Source organism: Enterococcus sp. AZ077 (assembly GCF_051714965.1).
In the GTDB taxonomy this organism is placed as follows: Bacteria; Bacillota; Bacilli; order Lactobacillales; family Enterococcaceae; genus Enterococcus_B; species Enterococcus_B hirae.
This window is the reverse complement of sequence record NZ_JBIOSX010000001.1, coordinates 1,859,050-1,879,418: the sequence shown is the minus strand read 5'-3', so window position 1 is coordinate 1,879,418 and position 20,369 is coordinate 1,859,050. Positions and strand designations below refer to the sequence as shown.

The following is a 20,369-nucleotide window of genomic DNA, read 5'->3' as shown; positions in this document are numbered from 1 at the left end:
CATGAAAGATAAAATCATTGCTGAAATCAGTAGTAAATTAAAAGAAATATATCCAGATGGGACAATATATCTTGATTCAGTTATGCAGTCAACTAAAGATTTTTACTTTGTATTATCCGTAATGGAATCTGGGACTGAAAATGTAGGGATTGATGTTCAAAATGTTTCTTTCTTAATTGATATTGCATTGATTGATAATAAATCTGATAAAAAATTAGTGAATGAATTAGTCTCATGCTGTGGGGCTTTTTTTAATACGATTACAATTGATAGTCAAACACTATTTCCAGAAAACTATTTACCTGATGAAACAGATGGTGTTCAACACATTCGCTTTACATTAGGATTTCCACAATATATTGAATGGAGTGAAAAATAAATGGGAGAAAAAAGAAGTAAAACTGGAATTATTTCTGTTGAAAAACCTACTTGGTTTCCTTTGAAAGATGAGACAGGAGAACTTCCAGTATATGATACTGCAATGACGATGGGAACAGCAGTTAGTATCAAACCTACAGCTAATTACGAAACAACACAAGACTATGGTGATTCAGTTGTTCAAGATCAATTCACTGCGTTTGGTGGTGCAGAAGTTGAATTAGAAGCAAATGGGTATAGTCATAAAGTTTTAACAGCAATCACTGGAGGAAAACTTGTCAAAGGTGGTGCGTTGCGCTCTGGAGAAGATATTGCCCAAGATGGGGCTTTTGCATATCGGCGTAAAAAGTCGAATGGAAAATATCGTTATACAGTCTTTTATAAAGGGCAGTTTGCTTTAGATTCAGATGAAACTTCAACTATTGAAGGAAGTAAAGTAAGTTTTACTCATCCAACTTGGAAGGGTTCATTTGTAGATGTACCAGGACTTGGATATATGTACTCAGTTGATGAAGATGATGAAGGCGTTGATCAAACAATGATCGAAAACTGGTTTACAAAAGTAGCAATTCCAATTGAAGAAGCAGAACAAGAAGAACTTACAGGAGGTAAAAAATAATGTCTAAATATCAAACTACAATTAAATTAATGAAAAAAAATGAAGATGGGAAATATAAACAAGTGCAATTCAAATCTGCTGAATTTCTACCAGGTCCAGTTGTAGAAGAAGCGGCAGAAGTGATGGAAGTAATGCAAAATGCTGTAGACAAAAAATCAGTGTCAGAAGCTTTAAGTCGAGCTTATTCATTTATTGCAGATACTTTGTTTGAAGGACAATTTACTGGTGAAGATTATCGTCAAGGGATTGATGCTCGAGAAATTGCTCCATTGACAGGAAAGTTATTAAAATCTGTTACCGCAGGATTTGATGAAACTTATACGGAGACGAAAAAAAAGTAAGCGAAGCTCTCAAATATCCTTCTTTTAAACATTCGATTACTTATCGAGAATTAGATTTAAAGACGCAATTACTCGAAGCAGGTTGGACGTTACCAGAAATTGAACGTACTGACTTTGATGAGTTAATGCGTCTTTTTGCTTTTCGAGATGCAGTAAAAGAGCATGAAGATGTTGAGTACTACGATAACTTCACCCAATTTTAGGAGGTGATACTTTGAATAACGATGACCTAATTCTGAAGATGATATTAGATGAATCAGGTTTTACTGCTGGTATGAATAATGCTATCAAAAAGCTAGGTTCTTTTGATGGAACTATCGAAAGAACGAGTAGAAAAAGTGGCAGTTCATTAGGTAGTATTTGGAAAATATTTGCTGGTAGCTTTCTAGCCAGTGGAGTGACTAGAATTTTAGGAGCTGGTTTTGATCTAATTAAAGGTTCCATAAGTGGAGCAATTGATCGAGTAGATACGATGAATAATGCTCTACGAAATTTCCAAAATATGGGGTTCAGCAACTCTGAAATTATGAAGAATATCGGAAAGAATGGGCTTTTATCTCAAGGTATTAAAGGACTTCCTACCGCTTTGAATGATGCGATAAGTCATGTACAACTTCTTGCTTCTTCAACTGGGAACTTGACTCGTTCGACTCAAATATTTAAAGCATTAAATGATGGGATTCTCGGGTTTGGTGGTTCAACTGATCAAGTAAATGAAGCTGTTATTCAGCTATCTCAAAGTTTCTCAAATGGAAAAGTAGACGCACAAACTTGGAATTCAATGATTAATGCTCAACTTGGTCCTACTCTATCTGCTATCGCTAAAAAGATGGGAATTACAATGGGAGAGCTTAAAGAAGGGTTATCTCAAGGTAAGATCTCTGTTGAAGAGTTCCAAAATCAATTAATAGAAATGGATACTAAAGGTGGCGGAGGACTTAAATCATTAAATCAAATTGCAAAAGATTCAACTAAAGGGATTAAAACCTCTATCCAGAATGCCAAAACAGCTGTTACTCGTGGTGTTGGCGAAGTAATAGAAGGATTAAATAAAGCCCTAGTGGATGCTGATTTAGGTGGATTTAAGGGGATTATTGATAAAGTTGCCAGTTCCATGGAATCTTTTTTAAAAGTAATTGCTGCAAATATTCCTAGAGCAGTGTCTTTTTTAGGTGATTTATTTAATGCAGTTCAAAAATTTGGCTCTGCATTGAAATTCATGATGCCATTTCTGGTTCCTGCAACTACTGCTTTGGGCGCATTAATGTTTCAACTTAAAGGAATACCAGCAATTATAAAAAGCTTCAATAATTTTAAAAATGCCATAATCGGTGTTGGAAATTCACTAAAGATTATGGGTGCTATAGCTGCCGCAAATCCGTTTGTTTTGATTGTTGGAGCCGTTGTTGGGGCGATTGCTGTATTTGGCTATTTTATGGCAACCAACGAAGAGTTTAGAAACAAAGTTATATCCGTTTGGAATGATGTAAAAGATTCCGTACTTGGGGTATTAAAGAATATAAAAGATTGGGGAATTGATACTTGGAATTCTGCTAAAGAAATGGCATCAAATGCCGTTGAGAGTGTCAAGAATACTTGGTCTGGAATAAAGGAATGGTTTTCAAATACTTGGCAAGACATTAAAAATGGAGCAACAGGTTTATTTGATAAAACAGTAGAAACATCTATTAATGCAGTTGATAGTGTAAAAAACGCATGGTCTAATATGAAGAAATGGTTTTCTGATACTTGGCAAAGTATAAAAGATTCAGCCAGAGAAAAATGGAATGAAATTAAAGGTTCTATTATGTCAGTTGCTGGTCCATTGATTACAGGTATAAAGAATGCATTTTTACATGTTACTTTTTATCTAGAAACCTTATGGAATAATTTAGTTGAGATTGGTAAAAACGTCTTTGAGATTTTAAAAAATGTTATACTTGCGCCGGTTTTGTTTATTACCTCCATGATTTCTGGTGGATGGGAAGAAACAAAAAATAATATGATTGCTGTTTGGAATAATATTAAAGAAAGTGCCATAAATATTTGGGAATCTATAAAGAATATATTTGTAAGTTATTTTACAAATATTTATTTTGCTGCACTCAATATTTGGACAGGGTTCAAGCTTACATTGATAAATATTTGGAATGAAGTGGTAAATCAAGCTAAATCGATTTGGTTAAACATAAAGTATTTTTTTATTAATCTTTGGATTGATATAAAATATTTTGCAATTCAGAAATGGATTGAATTGAAGTTTTCTATTATTCAAACTTGGATCGATTTAAAATATAATGCCATTGCTACTTGGAATAATATTAAACAGTTTTTCAAAGATACTTGGAAAAATATTAAAGATACGGCATACAATACGTGGATTTCTATAAAAAATACCATGATCAATACATGGAATAACATTAAGGACTCTTTCTGGAATATTATTACTGGAATTGTTAATTCTGCTGAAAATGCATGGACAAATCTAAAAAATGGTGTTTCAAATACTATTAATCGGGTAAAAGAAATCTTTAATTCGTTAAGGGAAGTCAATTTATTTGAAATCGGTAAGAACATCATTGATGGACTTATAAATGGTGTAAAAGAAAAGTGGAATGCTTTGAAAGATACTATCAAAGGTATTGCAGGTAATATCAAAAATTGGATTAAAGGAGCTTTAGATATTCATTCTCCATCAAGATGGATGCGTGATATGGTTGGTAAAAATATTGTTCAAGGTATTATCGTTGGTATTGATAAAGAGCAAAGTAAGTTAGATCAAACCATGACAAATTTAGTAAAAACACCGTCTGTTCAACCTGTAGTAAATGGAATAAGTCACCTACCAATTACACAAACAAAGCAAAATATATCTGCTAGTGAAACAAAAGAAATTCATTTACATTTAAATGTTTATGGAGATTTACCTGATTCAATGGTTCGAAAGATTACTACAAAAATTAAAACAGAATTGACAAGACAAATGAAACGAGATGCTGGTGCAGTAGGAGGAACATTATATGCAACTTAAGAGAGGACAATTTTTTATTAATCAACATTATTCTTCTGAATTTAATGTGTATATTCAAAACAGGCCTGCTTCTGTTTCAGCTAGTCGAGTAATTGAATTGAGAGAGCGAGAAGGAAATGATTCTATCATTATTGATAAAGGCTATTACAAAAATGTGACTAGAAAGATTGAGTGTTACTATAAAGCACCTTCAATTGATATGGTGCAGGAGTGGGAAGATCGAATCACTGAATGGTTAGATATGTCGTCTTATAGTGATTTTATTCTTTACTATGATGAACAATATATTTATCAAGCTGTAGTAATAGAAGGACCTGAATTTAAAGGAACAAGAAAAACAGGAAATATTGTCCCTTTTGAATTTACAGTGAGTATTCGACCATTTAAGGAAAATTACAATGGTAGATTTACTATTCGACAAACAGAAACTTTTGAAATTTATAACCCAGAGAAGTATTCTTCAAAACCGCTTATTAAATTGAGTGGTTCTGGAGATGCTTCTTTTTATATTAATAAGGATAAATATGATTTGAAATCGTTGGACAGAGAATTATTTATAGATTCTAAATTAGAAGAGGCTTATCGAAAATTAGATGGTAATTTAGAACATCAGGATCAGGTCACTTTATTTTTAGATTTTCCATTTTTATATCCTGGAAAAAATGAAATTAAATGGACGAAAAATATTCATTCATTTGAAATAATGCCTAGGTGGTGGAGAAAAGTATGAAACCAAGAATATATAGTCCTACTGAAACAGATTTCTCAACGAATGGCTTAGGAATTTTAAAGGATTGTACAAGATGTGAAATATATGAAGTAGCTAATGGAAAATATGAATTAGAGTTGGATTATCCTTTAGGAACTAGATTTGATGAATATTTTGAAAATGACTATCAAATAAAAGCAAAGCCAAACGATCAAGAAGAGTATCATATCTTTTTTATTGATGATAAAGATATAGATACTTTTTTAAATACAGTAACTATTTATGCTCAGAGTCGTACAAATCGACTTGGAAGACGGGTAGTCACTCTTGCGGAAGTAGACTCTAAAACTGGTCAAGAAGCGATATCAATTATTGAAGCCAAAATGGATAAAAAATCTGACATACGACTTTATTCTGATATTACGGCTGTTTCTAGCACAATCTTTGAAGCGAGAAATGTTTTAAATTGTATTGCTGGTGAACAAGGATCATTGCTTCAATATTGGGGCGGAGAAATTAAACGTGAACCATTTAAGCTTTCTTTGTTAAAGCGAAGAGGTCGCAATAATGTTGGAACGATTCGGTATGGAAAAGATATGTCTGGTTTGAAGGTCAAATTAGATTGGACAGGTATAAAAACAAGAATTATTCCATATGCTGATCCTCAAAGTGAGGTAGGTACGACTAATCGAATTTATGGTTCGCCAGTAGATAGTGCCTATATTAATAACTATCCTGATGTCTATACAGAACATGTTCAGTTTACAGAAGAACAAGGAGTAAAAGACATTAAGAGCTTAAATAAAATAGCTAAAAATTACTTTAAAACGATCAATCCTGGCTGTGATAAGCCTAAAGTTTCTATTACGGTTGAATTTGATAAGTTGACTGATAGTGAAGAAGCGAAAGAATTTGCGAAGATTAGAAATTATGGTCTGTTTGATACATTTAAAATATATCATAAAAAATATAATATTTATCTTGAATCAAAGGTTAGTGGACTACAATACGATTCTTTATCTGAAAAAACTTTGAAATTAGAAGCAGGAGACATTCAAGTTGCTTTTTATCAGCAACAAGCTGTAACTATTCAGGATAAATTAAAAGATTATGCAACGAATAATTATATGAGTGATTTTAATGATTATGTTTCTTCAATGATTACAGGTCAAGGCAGTGCAGGAGGATATGTAGTTTTATGGCCAAAAGAAAAACCTTCCAACATCTTTATTATGGATAATCCAGATTTAGAAAAGGCAAGAGAAGTACTAAGAATGAATAAAAATGGGATTGCTTTTTCTAAGAAAGGATGGCGGGGGCCTTTTAATTCAGCTTGGACATTAGATAGTATATTTAATGCCAATTTTATACAAACTGGATTAATCAAAGCAGATATCTTTCAAAATTCTTTTAACAAGACTGGAGATGTATTGAAATTAGTTAATGGACTACTCCAAATTTGGAACAACAAAAAGAAAATAATGGAGTTAACTAAAAAAGGAATGGAATTTTGGAATTCTAAGGGTTCAATTGGAACGATTGGAACAACTGATTCTGCTGGTAATCCTTTTCCTGGAGCTTCTACTCCAACCCCTATTGAAGATAATTCTTTAGTTATTCGTACAAATGGAGACGGCAAATATATTTTGATTTCTCCAAAAGTAGGAAAAGGATTAGTTTTATTAGGAAATGGTAAAGCAATTTATTTTGGAGACTTAGATGTACAAGGAAAACTTACAGTTAAAGGAAAAGAAATAATTCCTGGACAAGGTGGTGGTCCATCAGGAGGTGGAGAATCTACTGGTGGATATCCTAGTGAATTAAAAACAGATGCAGAAAAGAGAGCTTGGAGAATTTACGATATTTTGTGTAATAACGGATTTACGAAACAATCTGCATGTGGAATATTGGGGAACATTCAACAAGAAACAGGAGGAACTTTTGATCCTGATACTGTTCAAATAGGTGGACCAGCATACGGATTAGTTCAGTGGGATGGTTCTTCATATCCTCTTGTTGGTCCAGCAACATGGGATGGAAAAGTTTATGTTCAAAACTTATTTAATGCTGCAGGTATTAAAGAACCAATAACGAGCTTAGATGCACAAGTTCGATTGCTTATTTGGACATTTACAAATGGACAATGGATGGGTGTAGTACAACCTACGACGGTTGATGGATTTAAGGCCTGTACTGATCCAAGACAAGCAGCATATGCTTTTGAACGAAACTATGAACGTCCGGCAGCGACACATCCTGAACGTCAAGATTATGCAGTTAACTGGTATAACAAATTTAAAGATTTAAAACCAGGAGGAGCTACTGGAGAAGCAGGACTAAAACATTTAGAGTCTTTGATTGGACAACGAATTGGCAATGGTCAGTGTTATGGCTTGTCTGCAGAATATTCAGGATATCTGGGTGGTTGTGGCATGGGTGCTGGAACAAAATATGGTTTAACTCATGTGATAGGAAATACTTCTGCAGCATCTGATATTGGTATTGCCTATGATTGGTCTGCTGTTGGCTGGAAAGTGATTCAAAACCCTAGATATGATCAATTAGTAGTTGGTGCAATTATTAATTGGGCAAGAGGTGGACAAGTGGGTTCATGGTTTGCAGATGGAACTTATGGACATACTGGCGTTATCCGAGGCTTAGCTAATGGTCGTATGCAAACTTATGAACAAAACACAGAGTTAGGTATGATTTGTGGAAAGTTAGATCGCCAGTATTATAGTGCAAGTGCAATTTCTTCCATTGTCATACCACCAAAATAGGGAGGTGATTTAATGGCAAAGTGGAATGTCATATTAAGTACAACAGAACCCTATAATTACGTGGGGATGATTCAAGTTCGACAAGGCAATAAAAACACTGAAGTTATGGAAGCTACAATTGTCGAAAATGGTCTTCCATATGATTTATCAGAATGTAAGGTATATTTTGAATCAGTTGTTGGCGGAAAATATCCAGTCCAATTAGAAACAAAAATTGTGGATGCTAAAAAAGGGAAAATCAAATATATTTTTGATAAATATTCCATGCAGTGTTTGCATCGACAAACAGCCAATTTCATTATATTTAAAGGAGAAGACTTGATTGGAACAACTCAAGACTTCTCTTATTTTGTCATCAATGCTGTTTCAAAAACAGAAGGAGAAATGGGTTCTTATTGGCAATCAATTGAAGATTTAATTGCTGATATGACAGATTTTATTAATGAAAATAAAGGCGATTTTACGGACTGGATGAATGAAAGGAAAGAAGAATTTGATCGCTGGAGAGAGGAACAGGAGAATAGTTTCCAAGATTGGAGAGAAGGACAAGAATCAGATTACTTGTCATGGTTTGAATCAATCAAGGATATTTTAAAAACAATTGATCCTGGAGGAACGATGCTTGCCGAATTGATGGATGCGAGAGTGGATATTCAAGGGAAACGACACAATTCAATTTCTAATCGTTTGCTTGCAGATATGGATTATTTATTCGAAAAATTGAGAGAAAGTTTATTTACTATCGAATACGGTGAAATTGAAATTGTGGATGTTTTACAAGATGATTTATTTTCTAAGAATCATGAGGTAGAAAAAGTAGAAACTATTGAAAGTAATATATCCGAAGGAGCATTAGTTATAGCCACCATTGATGATGAAAAACAAAATGTATTCACTCTTGAGAAAGTTGGGGTGATTTGATGGTTAAAGTAAAGAGAATGATGGAAACTGATGAATCTGGTGTTAAACGTCAATTTATGCCAATTACACATGTTTCTGCAGTTTTAGGCTTAGAAAAAATGATATCAGGACAATCAAAAGTTCTTTCGGTTAATGGTAAATATGGTGCAGTCATTTTAACGAAAGCTGATTTAGGATTAGAGAATGCAATTACTGAACTACCTTATGCAAGCGAGACAAGCGATGGTATTCTTACTGCTGAAATGTTTCAAAAGATTGTAAATGGAGAAGGTGGAACATATATTTTGCCGATCGCTACCCCTGAACAATTAGGAGGTATAAAAGTTGGGGAACTTTTAGAAGTTACTGAAGAAGGTGTTTTATCTGCAACTAAGCAAACAGACTTCAATTTCTCTGAAGAATTAAAAGGAAAATTAGAATCTCTAAAAATATTAAAAGCAGGTGCAAATATATCAATTGCAGAAGATGGAACAATTAGTTCTACAGGTGGTAGTGGGACTGGTGGTGTTAGTCAGTCATATGTAGATCAAAAATTCCAAGAAGCTGTAAATCAAGCAGAAAATTACACAAACGAAAGAATTCCAAATTTTACTTTTGAAAAAATTGGGGAGGTATAGAGAATGACAGATATCGTAAAAATAAAACAAAGCGATGTACAGGTTTATCCACAAACTCATTGGAATGCTATAGAAGGCAAACCAACAACAGTGAAGGGAGATAAAGGCGATCCTGGTCAAGCAGCAACAATTACCATAGGAACAGTTTCTAGTGGGGCAACCGCTTCTGTTACGAATGTAGGAACATCATCTGCAGCTAGATTTAATTTTGTTTTACCAAAGGGAGATAAAGGTGATCCTGGAGAAAATGCAACAACTACAGCAGTAGCAACAACGACAGCAAATGGTTTGATGTCTAAAGATGATAAAAAGAAACTTGATGGAATAGCCAATATTACATTTGAGAAAGTAGGCGAAGTTTAATGTCTGATATTGTGCAATTAAAAGAAAATGGTGTGCCTAAATATTTAAAAACTCATTTTAGAGCAATTGATGGAGCTGAAGCATTAGTACAAACATCTGGTAATCAGTCTGTTGATGGTTTTAAAAACTTTTTACAAACACCAACAGTGAATGATGTACCAGTAATTTTAGATCGTTTTGTTTCAAAAACAGTAAAAACAACGAATACAACAGATTTTACCAATGAAAGTTCAGTCAGATTTGAACGATGTGGACGAAGTGTAGTGGCTAATTTTGCGATTACAAATAAATCAGCAAATTTTGCTGGATGGAAAAACTTAATGGCTTTTCCAAAAGGATATACTCCAACTTCGCTAAAGGATTGGGGTGGAACTTTGGCGAATAAAACCAATCGAAATCCTGCATTATCTGTTTATGCGAATGCTTCGGGAATTGCTGTGATGGTTTCTACTACAAATTTACCAGAAAATCAAGAGTGTTCTGGAACCGTCAGCTATTTTACAAATGATGCGTGGCCAAATTAATAGGGGGAATGAATGATGAAAGCAATGTATGAATATATGTATCCAGTAGGTTGTAAGGTCTGGGAGAACATGCCAGATGATTTCCCAGAGGGAGTCCCTTATACCTCAGTACCGCCATTACCAGATATTCCATTAGATCGCCAATTTTGGAATCCGAGGGAGCGAAAATGGGAAGAAGTTGTGACCCAAGATGTTTCTAAAAAACTGAATCTTTTAGAAGAACTATCTATAGGCTTACAAAATGATAACAAAAACTTGAAACAATCAAATGGAGAACTAGCAAAAAAAACTGAATCATTAGCACAAATCAATTCAAAAACAATGCTTACAACTATTCAAAATAGTAAAGAAATCGATTCATTAAAAAGTCAACTTCAATTATCAGAAAATGAAGGAGGAAAATAATATGTATTCCTATGATGATATTAAAATGATGTATGACTGGAATTGTTTTACTGCAGATCAAGTTCGGCAATTTGTTCCATTGTGCATTACAGAGGAAGAAGCAGATAAAATTATTAATAAAGAAAGTTAAAGCATGCTCCGTGGAGTGTGCTTTTTTTGTTGGAAAGTTGGTGAACTATGAGTATTGATGCGATTATTTCTGCTTTAAGTATTGCAGGAACATTGGTTGGTACGTTTGCAGGCATTGTTTTTTCAAATAAACTGACCATTTATCGAATTGAACAATTGGAGAAAAAAGTTGAAAAGCATAACCATATTGTTGAACGTACTTTTCTATTAGAAGGACGGATGAATGAAGCAGAACATGATATTCAGGAAATGAAAGGAGGCGAGAAGTAATGATTTTACCCGATAAATATTATCAAATTATTAAATGGACAGTACTTACGGTATTGCCCACTTTATCTGTATTAGTAGCCACATTAGGCAAAGCATATGGATGGAATGAAACTGATATGACAGTATTAACTATCAATGCTATAGCAACATTTTTAGGAGTAATTACAGGGGTATCAGCTTACAACTTAAAAGATAAGGAGTAAACGAATGAAAAAGAAAATTTTAGTAGGAGCTCTCGTAGCTCTTTTTTTGTTGCCTATAAATGTTTTTGCCGCCAAAGGCGATCAGGGTGTGGATTGGGCGATTTATCAAGGAGATCAAGGGCGTTTTGGTTATGCTCATGATAAATTTGCGATTGCTCAAATTGGCGGGTATAACGCTAATGGTATTTACGAGCAGTCCACGTACAAAACACAAGTAGCGAGTGCTATTGCGCAAGGTAAACGAGCGCATACCTATATCTGGTATGACACCTATGGAAACATGGATATCGCTAAACAGACAATGGATTATTTCTTGCCTAAGATTCAAACACCGAAAGGCTCAATTGTAGCTTTAGATTTTGAACACGGCGCTAGTTCTGATAGAAATGCAAATACAGAAACAATTTTGTACGGTATGCGACGAATTAGACAAGCAGGATATACACCAATGTATTATAGCTATAAACCTTTCACATTAAAATATGTTGATTATAAGAGAATTATTAAAGAATTTCCTAACTCTTTATGGATTGCCGGGTATCCTAGCTACAATGTAACTCCAGAACCGTTGTATAACTATTTTCCAAGTATGGATGGGGTTGCCATTTGGCAGTTTACATCTACTTATATTGCAGGGGGATTGGATGGGAATGTCGATTTAACAGGAATCACTGATAATGGTTATACTAATTCAGATAAACCACAAACAGATACACCAGCAATTAATGCAGGCGAAGAAACGAGTGAAAAACCAAAATCAGAGATTAAAACTGGCGACACTGTGAAAGTGAATTTCTCAGCTAATCAGTGGGTGACTGGTGAGGATATCCCACAATGGGTAAAAGGTGAAAGCTACAAAGTTCAACAAGTAGATGGGAATAAAATCTTACTTGCGAATATTTTATCTTGGATCGATAAATCCAATGTAGAACTTTTGCCAGATTCTACAACTGTTGCACAACAACCCTCAACTACAACACACATTGTACAATACGGAGAAACCTTGTCATCAATCGCCACTCAGTATGGTACAACGTACCAAGCTTTAGCTTCTTTGAATGGATTAAGTAATCCAAACATGATCTATGCTGGTCAAGTATTAAAATTAAGTGGTGTAGCTAGTGCAATTAGAACGTATTCAGTTCAATATGGCGATAATCTTTCGTTAATTGCGACTAAGTTAGGAACAACCTATCAAGCACTGGCACAGCACAATGGATTATCCAATCCTAATTTGATTTATCCAGGTCAAGTACTATCATACTAAAAAATAGCCCCTCGATGAGGGGCGGTACTTGGAAATATATATAACATTTTTGTTACAAATTTAATGTTATGAGTATCACAAAGTGTCGTTTTAATGTCATAAACGTTTAACTTGAACGTATGTTCTCTATATGTTAAAGTTATTTCATAATTCTCAATGATTATATCTGCTAAGAGGTCCAAAAGCTATTGTCTTTAGGGCTTTCTTTTGGTTAAATTAGGTTAGCAGATACATTGGAGGATTATGATAATGGAAGACTTAATGATACCAGGTCATTTATTGGAAAAAATTGACGTTAAACATTTAGAACAATTTATTAAAAATGAGGGTTTAGTATTAGATGGCAATAAAGCAATGTTGATTGATAGCTTAATTAAAACAATTAATGAAGAAAGTGACAAATACGAAAAGAAACAATTAATTGCTAGCTATCATAATTTTCTATTAAAAACAATTAAACATATCAATAATAGAATAGTAGTTACATATCCTATTATTACTACAGAGCAATCTGTTTATTTTTCTGAAAGAAATATAATTGAAAAGTTTGATGTAAATTCAATTGATGATCTAAATTTTTCCGATGTTCTTTTGGGTAAAAATTTAAAAAAAGAAAAATTTACAAAAATATTTAGACATGTGTCACATACAAATGGACTCATTGATTTAATAGAAATTTGCTATGGTAGAATAAATAGCTATAAACGTGAAGACGAAACAGAAAAAGAAATTTTCGAGTACGTATGGTGCGAAATAAATCCATTAGATGATGTTGTTAGAATAATTTTATCAGAAAATCCCCAGGCTTTTATTAAAGATAATAGTAATGGATCAAGAAATAAGATACAAACTGAAATTGTTGGTAAATTAAAAAGAGACTATAATTTAACATTTAAATTATTAAATGAAAAGCAAACTTTATTTAAGATTTATAAATATTTAACTGCACATTTGGAAGAGCCTTATGCTCAAAAACTAGAGCCCTACCAAGAGGAAATCCAAAGATTTGTTACCACCATGTTAAACAATCTGAATACAGAAGAGGCACGGAACATAAGGCTTTCTCACAGAGTTAGAAAATTATTTGAAAGAAATCTTATTCAAAAAGATTTTCAAAAATTTATAACTAAAAAAGTAGATGATGGAAGAGTATTATCTATAATTTATTCAGATGCAGTTGGGGGGAATGTTAAAGCAACTTCAGGTGGAACGAATGCAAGAAAAGATTTGGATTTACAGGATAGTGATGTATATTTTGATACGAAGGAAAGTATATATTTTGATCAAGAATTATCTAGTATAGTAGTTAGTTGGGTAAATAAAAGTGAATTGAAAGATGATCGTTTTGATAATATTGAAGTACGCTATACTTGTTATCGCGAATTTTATATAACTCATTTTTTGAGATATAATGTTAGAGAGGAGATATATGAATATGTATTACCAAAATTTGATGAATATAAAAGAAAGCCTCTCTAATGAAGGAAATTATTCATCTATAGGTAAAATACTGGAAAATTTAGATATGTGGTTAGCTTCGTTGTCTTATCACAGATTAATGCGAATTAACCCTTATCAATTTGCTTTGGAATATAATCATAATGAGCGGGATGTACTTAGAATATTTGCAGAAGGGGAACGTAAAAATTTATTTGAAGTAAAGTATGAAGTAAGAAATGATGATAATGATTACATTGGAACTATATCTGAAGAGGAGTATAGAAAACTTGTTGTTCATGGGAACCCTATAATTTTATATTCAAGATATACTGATAGAAATGAAGAGTTTTTCTCTCATAACATTGAAATTTGGTTTAGTTTAAAAATGAAACCAACTAAAGTACCGGAAACAATTTTGTCAACAAAAAAAGAGATTGCCCCGCCAGTTTGTGGTGATGATGATAATGCTAAATTATGGCTGGGGCTAGCTGAGAGGTAGTTTATGAATACGAAAAAAGTTGAAATAAGCATTGTGTACTTAGTGATAGGCCTTTTTTGCGTTTTCTTTTTATCTATGTGGGGAATGAATATATTATTTTCTAAAATAAGCGATGAAAACCAAGCGATGTATTGGACAGAACTTTTTAAAATTATGTTTTCTTCTTTACTATCTGCTGGAGTGGCATACTGTGTTTCTTACTTACAAACCAAAGGAGCTATAATGCGAGAAAAAGAGAAAGAGTTAAGTGCTAATAACAAACGTGTAAAGCTGCTAATTCTAGAAATCAAAGATAATCTAGATGTTATGAATAAAGTAAACGAAGCGAATTTTCCAACTGATAGTAAAATGATTTTAGAAAATCAGATATCAAAAAAGATTTTAAATACTTATTTTGATAAGTTGATTTTAGAAGAAGATGTACTGGAAAGTTTAATAAAATATGATAAAAAATTGTCATTATTAATTGGATCAGATTTAGAACAAAAAAGAGGTATCTATAGCAACTTGAAGTCTGAAATAAACTCATTAATAACAAAATTGGAGAGAGAAGTTTTAAGAACTTAATGGAATATATAAAAGAACCAGCTTTAAAATCTAAGGATGGTTCTTTTTTTCATCCCTTGATCAACCGCTCTAACTCTTCCAAATCTTCAAGAGTAGCTTGCTTTCGAATAAATGATCGATATAAAGTATTTAGATGACTATATTGACAACTATAAAAAATATTCGATAAAATAATAATGTTATCGCGTATCTTCACTTTCACCCATAGCTAGTCACTCTCCAAAGTTATGCGATAATGGGATTGTTGCCACAAAAACTGATGTTATCTCTTTTTTTATTGTTCATGGTGGCAACAACCTGTACCCTTAGCTCAGTTGGTCAGAGCAGACGGCTCATAACCGTCCGGTCGTAGGTTGAGTCCTACAGGGTACATATAGTAATTAAGTTAGTTCTGTGTTAAAATTATTTAGAAGAGTATTTATGTAAATAAAAGCTTTCTTCAGCCACCTTCGGGCGGTTATTTTTTTATACACAATCTTATGTCTATTTCCTTCATAAGTTATGATGACATCTGTTCAGAGCTACTCGAAAGAATAGTTTTTTAGTATTGATTTTTTATAGGATGAGATTATAATAATAGTCGTAATAGCTGATGAATCAATTTCCCAATCTTTTTACGCATTTAAACAGCGAAGCGTCTTCGGACGCTTCTTTTTTGTACTACAATCAATATTTATATTTGGATTACCTCCAGATAGTTTCTTTGTATAAAAAAACGACTCATAATGAGTCGTTTAATAGATCAGAGTAATAAGTCATTGATTTCTTTAAATTCTTTATCAAGTTCTTTTTCATCATATTTTTCATATTTATCAGCTTCATGAAGAACTTTTTTAATTTCATGAATAGCCTTTCGTTCAACTAACCATTTTTTTAGGTTATGTTTTTTTTCTGGATTTTCAGATAACGTATCAAGTTCGTCTAACTCTTTATCCAGTTTATTGACAACAGAAACAATTTTGTTTACAACTTTTTCTTCTTTGTTTTCTAAATTTGACATTTATCTTCACGTCCTTTTTATTTGATAATTTAAGTATAGAACTTTGATATAGTTTATACAAATAAAAACGCTTCTTTGTGTATTCTGTGCTTTTCTTTTGGAATGAGGAAAACTTTGGAGTAATATGAACGTGGACAGAAAAATATTTAGGAGGAATAAACTATGTGTACGTCTATTACTTATGTAACAAGTGATCATTATTTTGGAAGGAATTTTGATTATGAAATATCTTACAATGAAGTAGTCACTATTACTCCAAGAAATTATAAGTTGAATTTTCGAAAGGTAAATGATTTGGATACTCATTATGCAATGATTGGTATTGCCGCTGGTATAGCTGACTACCCTCTTTATTACGATGCGACAAATGAAAAAGGATTGAGTATGGCTGGGCTAAATTTTTCTGGGTATGCTGATTATAAAGAAATACAAGAAGGGAAAGACAATGTATCTCCTTTTGAATTTATTCCTTGGATTTTAGGACAATGCTCAACAGTAGGAGAAGCTAAAAAATTGTTAAAAAATATCAATTTAGCAAATATAAATTATAGTGATGAACTTCCTTTATCCCCTTTACATTGGCTATTAGCTGATAAAGAAAAATCAATTGTCATTGAAAGTATGAAAGATGGACTTCATATATATGATAACCCTGTGGGCGTTCTTACCAATAATCCTTCATTTGACTATCAATTATTTAATTTAAACAATTATCGTGTCTTATCGAGTGAAACTCCTAAAAATAATTTTTCAAATCAAATAAGTTTGAATGCCTATAGCCGCGGTATGGGAGGGATAGGCTTGCCTGGAGATTTATCCTCAGTATCTCGTTTTGTTAAAGCGACTTTTACGAAGCTGAATTCTGTATCTGGAGATTCAGAGTCAGAAAGTATTAGTCAATTTTTCCATATCTTAGGTTCAGTAGAACAACAAAAAGGTTTGTGTGATGTTGGTGATGGAAAATATGAATATACAATTTATTCTTCTTGTTGCAATGTTGACAAAGGAATCTATTATTATCGAACATATGAAGACAGTCAAATTACTGCAATTGATATGAATAAAGAAGACTTAGATAGTCATAAGTTAATTAGTTATCCAATTATAGAAAAACAACAAATTAAATATATAAATTAGTTAATGTGTTGTGATTGATTATTTAATATAGATATAATACAAAAAAGGCAAAGATATTTTCAAAACATTTTTTCTTGATGTGATATCCTTGTCTTTTTTGTAATGTTTTTAACTTATTGCTTTTGCAAAATTTATTTACCTGTTTTCTGGATCAACAATAGTGTATATTATGCTATCCTTGTTTGGATTTTAGGACGTTTAAAGAGGCACTTTTTTACATAACTTAATCCATAGACCTTTTAAGCATGCTGTGAGATAATAATAAAGAAGAGTTTAAAGCGCACCCCAAACCACTTCCCTTAAGTGTATTACGCTTTAAACTCTTTTATATTTGAAGCCATTAAAAAGCATACCATATAACTATAAAAAATAATGGGAAAAAGACTTATAATTGGAGTGGTAGTTAATTAGTGACTTATTTTTGGTTTTATAGCACTGATACTATAAAATATAGATATCATCATATTACACAATCTTAATACTAACTTAAAAATATCTCCTTTTATAAGTATGGTGATAAAATCCGTTCCGGGCTACCTTTTTAGGTATCCTACTTTAATCTTTATACCTTTCTGGATCAACGAAAGTATACTTTATATAGTCATAACGCCGATGACCGCTCCGTGCGTCTGACACATTCGTCACGATATCAAATATACATCTTTCTTCATGCTCGTTTTCGCAGCAGGGATTTTAAAGTAGTTTTTATTGGAATAATAGAGATTAATTAATAAGCTATCTTCTATTGCTAATGGTCAGAGCAGACGGCTCATAACCGTCCTGTCGTAGGTTCGAGTCCTACAGGGTATATAAGGATAGATAAATATACAAGGAGGTAAAGAAATGGCTATTACTGTGAACATTTATTATAGTGGTACAAATGGAAATGCGAAAAAATTTGCAAAAGAGATGGTTTCAACTGGAGTTGTAGAAGATATCCGTGCAGAAAAAGGCAATATTAAATATGAATACTTTTTTTCAATGAATGATGAGGACACAATTCTTCTAATTGATAGTTGGACAGATCAAGATGCACTAGACAAACATCATGAATCTCCGATGATGGCTCATATTACTAAACTTAGAGAAAAATATGATTTGCATATGAAAGTTGAAAGATATGTAACAGATATAAAAAATATTTCCGCAAAAGACTCCGCTTTTATAAGAAAATAATGTGCTTATTTTATTTGATAGGATAGTTTTTCCTTTAGAGTGAGAAGAACACTTGTAGTAACAGTACTCTTAAGTTAATTTATCTATAACTAAACCATTTTTTATACACCTTCGGGTATTTTTTTATTTCAAAAATATAGAATATATAATCTCTTAAATTGGTAAAATAAATGTGTTAGATGTTTTGGTCTATCCGAAAGAGTAGACTTTTTTATGTGAATTTAATAACTGTATCTAATTTTAAATTAATTAATACAATGTTTTAAAAATAATGTTTGTATGCAGTTACATCTGACTTTATCCGAATTAAGAAAAAGATTTATAAAAATAAAATAAAAAAATACATATTTAAATTGACTGATTGTGAAATCATTAACTATAATTTGTTCAGTTTGTGTTAAGGAGAATGGTGATATGAATAAGAAAATTGTAGTAAGTGGATTAATTATAGGTGGATTAGTGTTAGCAGGGATCGCAGGGAAAAACTTTGCCGATGATATTTTGTTATGGGGTGGAGAAGATAATATTGAACAAATCAATCATAATTTGGAGTCATTAGATAAAGCACTAGAAAATAAAGAGCAAAATATTAGTAGTTTAAATTCACGATTATCTTCAAATAATCAAGAACTTGAGCAAGTAAAGGCTAACGTTGAAGAATATAAACAAAAAGTGTTGACTTTGGAAAATGAGAAAAATCAATTAACTATAGATAAAACAAATTTAGAGAATCAATTATCAGGAAAAAATGCTGAATTGCAAGGTAAACAAAATGAAATCAATGCTAAAATTGATGAAATAAATCAAAAAATAGCTGAAATAAATCAATTAAACACTGATTGGAATAATCGTTTACAAACAGAACAAAATAAATTTAATGATGCTCAAAATACTGTTAATAGTTTAAATCAACAAATTAATCAATTGTCAAATGAAAAAAATACTATTAAAAACCAATTGCAAAGTACTCAACAAAAACTAGAAAAAGAGCAATCAGAAAACAGTAATTTGAATAATTATATTGAAAAACTGGAAAAAGCCAAAAGCGATGTAGAAGACACAGCAAATAGATCACAAGAAATCGTGACTGAACATACAGGAAAATAGATGTATTTTTTAGTTTAAATTTCTTTAACAAAATAGTATTTTGTTGCTAAATAATTTTTATTTGAATATTCTACAAAAATATCTCCTCTCAAAATGGAGGGGAAGTACATATTTATATTTTTGCTGAACGACAGGAAACGGGGAAAGGTCTTTTTGTTTGTACTTCAAAAAGACTAAAACATATTAAAAAAGGTCTTCCACCTTTAAATAGATTTGAAATTTTACCAAATAAAGAGACTTCTAGAATTAAATCGCCATTTCGCATGCCAGTTCTGGTGGATTGTGATCGGTTATTTGTCTTAAGTGGTATCTCTATACCATTAACGTTACTTACAAATCGGAGGTATATATGTAGAGAATACCTAGAAAAAATTTTACAAATAAGGAAAAATAATATGAGATGTGAAATTGTGCCTTTAGAGATTAAATCAATGATTTCATTAAATCCTTTGCTAAATTTAAAACCGAAAGATTCAAATCTGACTTTGAGTAGCTAAAGACCTCAACCAATCATTCTTGGCTGAGTTTTTTTCGTTCTTATATTAATTGTTCTAACTCCGGTTTCAATATGCATATAAAAAAGTAAAAATAATAGAAAAACTAGTGATAGTTTTGGTGATAGTGATATTAAAAACCAGAAAAGATGGAAAAAGCAGGAGATAGATAAAATACTGATATTTCAGCGTTTTCTAACGGTACAAAAGAGAAAAAAAGTAATAAATGTACACATGATACAAGAAAAACATGTTCGCACTCCTAGGCAAACCAGGCTTTGAAGACCTTGCCAAAGAATTGAACGAACGTCTTTAAGATAAGGAGTTTTAGGTAATTATTAAAAATAATTATCCAAAACAATTTGCCTTTAAAATGAAAAGTGATACTCATT

The 20,369-nt window shown here is 32.1% G+C and carries 22 protein-coding genes, 1 tRNA gene and 1 pseudogene; 22 read left to right on the top strand and 2 right to left on the bottom strand.

The features are described 5' to 3' along the window. Position 1: 1 nt before the first annotated feature. The 19 genes from IGL28_RS08640 to IGL28_RS08550 all read left to right on the top strand — a co-directional run bounded on the left by IGL28_RS08640 (position 2) and on the right by IGL28_RS08550 (position 15,435). Positions 2-379, top strand: coding sequence for a phage tail terminator family protein (locus IGL28_RS08640; protein WP_034698430.1), 378 nt, complete (start codon positions 2-4; stop codon positions 377-379). Further along, entirely contained in the window at positions 380-997 is a 618-nt protein-coding gene (locus IGL28_RS08635) for a major tail protein (protein WP_034867690.1), read from the top strand. Further along, the gene (gene gpG / locus IGL28_RS08630) at positions 997-1,338 is read left to right on the top strand and encodes a phage tail assembly chaperone G (RefSeq protein ID WP_034698427.1); all 342 of its coding nucleotides are present in this window, start codon (positions 997-999) and stop codon (positions 1,336-1,338) included. Before IGL28_RS08635 ends, gpG begins: the two co-directional genes overlap by 1 nt. Positions 1,339-1,579: 241 nt before the next feature. After that, entirely contained in the window at positions 1,580-4,369 is a 2,790-nt protein-coding gene (locus IGL28_RS08625; protein WP_081129498.1) for a tape measure protein, read from the top strand. Then, positions 4,359-5,099: a tail protein gene (locus tag IGL28_RS08620; protein ID WP_002349898.1), complete on the top strand. Its 741-nt coding sequence runs from the start codon at positions 4,359-4,361 to the stop codon at positions 5,097-5,099. Before IGL28_RS08625 ends, IGL28_RS08620 begins: the two co-directional genes overlap by 11 nt. Beyond that, entirely contained in the window at positions 5,096-7,858 is a 2,763-nt protein-coding gene (locus tag IGL28_RS08615) for a phage tail spike protein (RefSeq protein ID WP_081129485.1), read from the top strand. Before IGL28_RS08620 ends, IGL28_RS08615 begins: the two co-directional genes overlap by 4 nt. Before the next feature lie 12 nt (positions 7,859-7,870). Then, on the top strand, positions 7,871-8,779 hold the full coding sequence (locus IGL28_RS08610; protein WP_081129486.1) for a phage baseplate upper protein: 909 nt from the start codon (positions 7,871-7,873) through the stop codon (positions 8,777-8,779). Next, complete coding sequence (locus IGL28_RS08605; protein WP_081129489.1) at positions 8,779-9,396, top strand: hypothetical protein; 618 nt, start codon at positions 8,779-8,781, stop codon at positions 9,394-9,396. The genes IGL28_RS08610 and IGL28_RS08605 overlap by 1 nt, the downstream gene beginning before the upstream one ends. A gap of 3 nt (positions 9,397-9,399) precedes the next feature. Further along, complete coding sequence (locus IGL28_RS08600) at positions 9,400-9,759, top strand: hypothetical protein (protein WP_081129490.1); 360 nt, start codon at positions 9,400-9,402, stop codon at positions 9,757-9,759. Further along, complete coding sequence (locus tag IGL28_RS08595) at positions 9,759-10,283, top strand: hypothetical protein (RefSeq protein ID WP_164885458.1); 525 nt, start codon at positions 9,759-9,761, stop codon at positions 10,281-10,283. Before IGL28_RS08600 ends, IGL28_RS08595 begins: the two co-directional genes overlap by 1 nt. A 15-nt stretch (positions 10,284-10,298) precedes the next feature. Then, complete coding sequence (locus IGL28_RS08590) at positions 10,299-10,688, top strand: hypothetical protein (protein ID WP_081129493.1); 390 nt, start codon at positions 10,299-10,301, stop codon at positions 10,686-10,688. Between the two features lies 1 nt (position 10,689). Continuing rightward, on the top strand, positions 10,690-10,818 hold the full coding sequence (locus IGL28_RS08585) for an XkdX family protein (protein WP_071856314.1): 129 nt from the start codon (positions 10,690-10,692) through the stop codon (positions 10,816-10,818). A 47-nt stretch (positions 10,819-10,865) separates the two neighbouring features. Then, positions 10,866-11,087, top strand: a complete 222-nt coding sequence (locus IGL28_RS08580) for a hypothetical protein (protein WP_010718827.1) — start codon at positions 10,866-10,868, stop codon at positions 11,085-11,087. After that, positions 11,087-11,290, top strand: a complete 204-nt coding sequence (locus IGL28_RS08575) for a phage holin (protein WP_081127311.1) — start codon at positions 11,087-11,089, stop codon at positions 11,288-11,290. Before IGL28_RS08580 ends, IGL28_RS08575 begins: the two co-directional genes overlap by 1 nt. A gap of 4 nt (positions 11,291-11,294) precedes the next feature. Further along, positions 11,295-12,557, top strand: a complete 1,263-nt coding sequence (locus IGL28_RS08570; protein WP_081127313.1) for a LysM peptidoglycan-binding domain-containing protein — start codon at positions 11,295-11,297, stop codon at positions 12,555-12,557. Between the two features lie 249 nt (positions 12,558-12,806). Beyond that, entirely contained in the window at positions 12,807-14,036 is a 1,230-nt protein-coding gene (locus tag IGL28_RS08565) for a hypothetical protein (protein ID WP_081127314.1), read from the top strand. Further along, positions 13,987-14,496: a hypothetical protein gene (locus IGL28_RS08560; RefSeq protein WP_376115662.1), complete on the top strand. Its 510-nt coding sequence runs from the start codon at positions 13,987-13,989 to the stop codon at positions 14,494-14,496. The genes IGL28_RS08565 and IGL28_RS08560 overlap by 50 nt, the downstream gene beginning before the upstream one ends. A gap of 3 nt (positions 14,497-14,499) precedes the next feature. Beyond that, complete coding sequence (locus IGL28_RS08555) at positions 14,500-15,063, top strand: hypothetical protein (RefSeq protein ID WP_081127317.1); 564 nt, start codon at positions 14,500-14,502, stop codon at positions 15,061-15,063. A 299-nt stretch (positions 15,064-15,362) separates the two neighbouring features. Continuing rightward, positions 15,363-15,435 (top strand) — tRNA-Ile (locus tag IGL28_RS08550). Positions 15,436-15,805: 370 nt separating this feature from the next. Here IGL28_RS08550 and IGL28_RS08545 read toward each other — a convergent pair. Further along, the gene (locus IGL28_RS08545) at positions 15,806-16,063 is read right to left on the bottom strand and encodes a hypothetical protein (protein ID WP_002295273.1); all 258 of its coding nucleotides are present in this window, start codon (positions 16,061-16,063) and stop codon (positions 15,806-15,808) included. Positions 16,064-16,225: 162 nt separating this feature from the next. On the opposite strand from IGL28_RS08545, the gene bsh reads away from it, so the two are divergent. Beyond that, entirely contained in the window at positions 16,226-17,200 is a 975-nt protein-coding gene (bsh, locus tag IGL28_RS08540) for a choloylglycine hydrolase (protein ID WP_002295271.1), read from the top strand. Between the two features lie 555 nt (positions 17,201-17,755). On the opposite strand, the pseudogene IGL28_RS08535 reads toward bsh, so the two are convergent. Then, positions 17,756-17,952 (bottom strand): annotated as a pseudogene (locus IGL28_RS08535) (DUF5960 family protein); the annotation flags it as partial. A 91-nt stretch (positions 17,953-18,043) separates the two neighbouring features. Here IGL28_RS08535 and IGL28_RS08530 point away from each other — a divergent pair. Next, entirely contained in the window at positions 18,044-18,376 is a 333-nt protein-coding gene (locus tag IGL28_RS08530; protein ID WP_010718759.1) for a putative quinol monooxygenase, read from the top strand. 414 nt (positions 18,377-18,790) lie between these two features. Then, entirely contained in the window at positions 18,791-19,483 is a 693-nt protein-coding gene (locus IGL28_RS08525; RefSeq protein ID WP_081123338.1) for a DNA-directed RNA polymerase subunit omega, read from the top strand. Positions 19,484-20,369: the final 886 nt, after the last annotated feature.